The organism is Clavibacter lycopersici (assembly GCF_003576405.1).
Taxonomy (GTDB): Bacteria; Actinomycetota; Actinomycetes; order Actinomycetales; family Microbacteriaceae; genus Clavibacter; species Clavibacter lycopersici.
The window spans coordinates 1-2,224 of the sequence record NZ_QWGT01000337.1; the positions used below are offsets into that span (position 1 = coordinate 1).

2 protein-coding genes and 1 pseudogene are annotated in these 2,224 nt (G+C 76.4%); 2 read left to right on the plus strand and 1 reads right to left on the minus strand.

All coding sequences use genetic code 11. The annotated features are described in order from the left end of the window. Nucleotides 1-452: pseudogene (locus DZG00_RS14760) on the plus strand (thiamine-phosphate kinase); the annotation flags it as partial. Here DZG00_RS14760 and DZG00_RS14765 read toward each other — a convergent pair. Beyond that, a complete protein-coding gene (locus tag DZG00_RS14765) occupies nt 449-1,084 on the minus strand; it encodes an RsmD family RNA methyltransferase (protein WP_119455784.1) in 636 nt (211 codons plus the stop codon). The pseudogene DZG00_RS14760 and the gene DZG00_RS14765 overlap by 4 nt on opposite strands. A 254-nt stretch (nt 1,085-1,338) precedes the next feature. On the opposite strand from DZG00_RS14765, the gene DZG00_RS14770 reads away from it, so the two are divergent. Next, nucleotides 1,339-2,224: AAA family ATPase (locus tag DZG00_RS14770; RefSeq protein ID WP_147360037.1), on the plus strand; the 886-nt coding region annotated here is incomplete at its 3' end.

A 2,224-nucleotide genomic window follows, 5' to 3' on the forward strand; every position in this document is an offset into this window, starting at 1 on the left:
TGCGCGCCGCCCATCCGGACGCGGTGGAGGCGCAGCTGGCGCCCGTCGCGCCGCTCACTGCCGGGGTCGACGCGGCGCGCGCGGGGGCGACCGCGATGCTCGACGTCTCCGACGGGCTCCTCCTCGACCTCGGCCGGATGGCGCGCGCGAGCGGCGTGGGCGTCGACCTCGCATGCGCCGCCCTCGCGGACGACGCGCGCCGGGTGGCCGCCGCGCATCCTTCCCTGCCGCCGCTGGCGCTCGACCTGGTCCTCACCGGGGGAGAGGACCACGCGCTCGTCGCGGCGTTCCCCGCGGGACGGGCGCTGCCGCATCCCTTCCGCCCCATCGGCACGGTCGTCGCGGCCGGCGCCGACGGGCCCGCCGTCACGGTCGACGGCGCGGCGTACACCGGTCCGCGCACGCCGCGGGGCGGCTGGGACCCGTACGCGGACTGGGACGGCGCGCGCTAGTCCGCGGGCGCGTCCGCCCCGTCGGCGGCGTCGACCTCCGCGGCGGCATCGTCCGCGGCGTCGGGCGACTCCGCGACCGCCCACCACACGACGGTGTCGCCGTACGCCTTCCGCCGGTCGAGCGCGATCCCCGCGGGCCACGCGGGCTCGGCGGAGCGGGCGCTGCGCTCGACCATGACGACGGCGCCGTCGACGAGCCGCGGGACCAGCGCGGCCAGCTCGTCCGCCAGCTCGGCGTCGCCGACCTCGTACGGCGGATCCAGGAAGGCGACGTCGTAGGAGCCCCGGTCGCCCGCGAGGAAGGCGTGCACGCTCTGGGCGGCCACGCGGATCCCGGGGACGGACCCCGCGGGCGCGGCCCGCTCGACGATCCCGGCGTTCGACCGGCAGACGGCCGCCGCGGGCACCGCGCGCTCCACGAGGACGACCGCGCGCGCGCCCCGGCTGGCGGCCTCGAGGCCGAGGGCGCCGGATCCCGCGTACAGGTCGAGCACGCGCGCGCCGTCGAGCGCATCCCGGGCCTCGAGCCCGGAGAACAGGGCCTCGCGCACGCGGTCGCTCGTGGGCCGCGTGCCCGTCCGCGGCACGCGCAGGACGAGGGAGCCGGCGAACCCGGCGACGATGCGGGTCACGGGCGTACCCCGGCGGGGCGCGGGACGACGGCGTACGGGGCGGGGTGCACGGGCGTCAACGCTACCCGGCATGTCCGCCCCCGGAGGCGGGCCGGACGCTCTCGGACCGCTGACGTATGCTGCCAAGACGCCCACGACGCTGGAGGACCTCCGTGACGAGTCCCGAGTCCGAGTCCGTCCCCCTGCACGCCGGGTCGGGACCGCATCCCGCCCGCATCCGCGCCGCCGCGCGTCAGGCGGACCACGCGCCCGCGATGCCGCTGGAGGAGGTCCGCCGGCTCGCCGACCTGATCCTCGGCAACATCGACTCCGTCATGTCCGGCAAGCACGACGCGACGCGCATGGCGCTCACCGTGTTCCTCTCCGGCGGCCACCTCCTCATCGAGGACGTCCCGGGCGTCGGCAAGACCATGCTCGCCAAGGCGCTCGCCCGCAGCGTCGACTGCACGGTGAACCGCATCCAGTTCACGCCCGACCTCCTGCCCTCGGACGTCACGGGCGTCTCCGTCTACAGCCAGGCCGACCACCGCTTCGAGTTCCAGCCCGGCGCCGTGTTCGCCAACATCGTCATCGGCGACGAGATCAACCGCGCCAGCCCCAAGACCCAGTCGGCGCTGCTGGAGTGCATGGAGGAGGGGCAGGTCACGGTCGACGGCGTCACGCATCCGCTGCAGCAGCCCTTCACCGTCGTCGCCACGCAGAACCCGGTGGAGATGGAGGGCACCTACGCGCTGCCCGAGGCGCAGCGCGACCGCTTCATGGCCCGGATCTCGATGGGCTACCCGGACGCATCCGCCGAGCTCGCCATGCTCCGCTCGCGCGACACCGTGAGCCCGCTCGACGAGCTCCGGCCCGTGGTCGACGCGGAGGACCTCGACGCGATGATGCACGCGGCCCGCGGCGTGTACGTGTCCGACCCCGTGTCCCGCTACACGGTCGCCATCGTGCAGGCCACCCGCGGCCACGAGGACATCCGCCTCGGCGCGAGCCCCCGCGCCACCCTCCAGCTCATCCGCGCCGCGAAGACCCGGGCGGCGCTCGACGGGCGCGACTTCGTGCTGCCCGACGACGTCGACGCCCTCGCGGCCCCCGTGCTCGCGCACCGGCTCGTGGCGACCGGCCGCGCGCTCGGGCAGCGGG